This window comes from Paraburkholderia sp. SSBN10T (assembly GCF_056619545.1).
In genome coordinates this window covers 1-1190 of record NZ_JBWQQI010000058.1, presented here as the reverse complement: position 1 = coordinate 1190, position 1190 = coordinate 1, and the positions used below count along the sequence as shown (strand labels likewise).

General features: G+C 61.3%; 1 pseudogene. It reads left to right on the top strand.

Going from position 1 to position 1190, the window contains the following annotated elements:
• Window positions 1-1190, top strand: a pseudogene (locus AC1ECK_RS36610) (YadA-like family protein); the annotation flags it as partial.

The following is a 1190-nucleotide window of genomic DNA, read 5'->3' as shown; positions in this document are numbered from 1 at the left end:
ACCGTGCCAACACGGTGGATGTGGGCTCGCGTCAGATTACGGGTGTGGCCAATGGTACGCAGGCGATGGATGCGGTGAACCTGTCGCAGCTTCAGGCGATGGGTGCCAACTTCGACGGCAACGGCACGGTCACGAACACATTCGTCGCCTATGACGACTCGACCCGGTCCAAGGTCACGTTTGGTGGCGTGAGTACATCCAAGCCAGTGACGCTGTCGAACGTGGCAGCCGGGGTGGCGAACACCGATGCGGTGAACCTGTCGCAGCTCAAGGAAATGGGCGCGAATGTAGACAGCAGCGGCAACGTGACGAACAGCTTCGTTGCCTATGACGATTCGACGCTGGGCACGATCACGCTGAAGGGTGCGAGCGGCACGAAGATCACCGATCTGGCGGCAGGCACGCTGTCGGCCACGAGCATGGATGCAGTGAACGGTACGCAGTTGTTCCAGACGAACCAGGATGTGGCGAACGTGGGCAACACGGTCAACAACATCGTCAACGGCGGCGGCATCAAGTACTTCCACACCAACTCGACGCTGGCCGATTCGTCGGCAACCGGCAAGGACGCGGTGGCGATCGGTGGTGCCGCGAGTGCGACGGCAGCCAACTCGGTGGCGCTGGGTTCGAACTCGGTGGCGAGCCGTGCCAATACGGTGGATGTAGGTTCGCGTCAGATTACGGGTGTGGCCAATGGTACGCAGGCGATGGATGCGGTGAACCTGTCGCAGCTCCAGGCGATGGGTGCCAACATCGACGGCAACGGCACGGTCACGAACACATTCGTCGCATACGACGATTCGACCCGGTCGAAGGTCACGTTTGGTGGCGTGAGTACATCCAAGCCGGTGACGTTGTCGAATGTGGCAGCCGGGGTGGCGAACACCGATGCGGTGAACCTGGCACAGCTCAAGGAAATGGGCGCGAATGTGGACAACAGCGGCAACGTGACGAACAGCTTCGTCGCGTATGACGACACGGCATTGGGCACGATCACGCTGAAGGGTGCGAGCGGCACGAAGATCAGCGGTCTGGCAGCAGGCACGCTGTCGGCTGCGAGCACGGACGCAGTGAACGGTGCGCAGCTATTCCAGACGAACCAGGACGTGGCGAATGTCGCTGGTGATGTGGCGAACGTTGCCGGCGATGTGTCGAACGTGACGAACACGGTCAACAACATCGTCAACGGC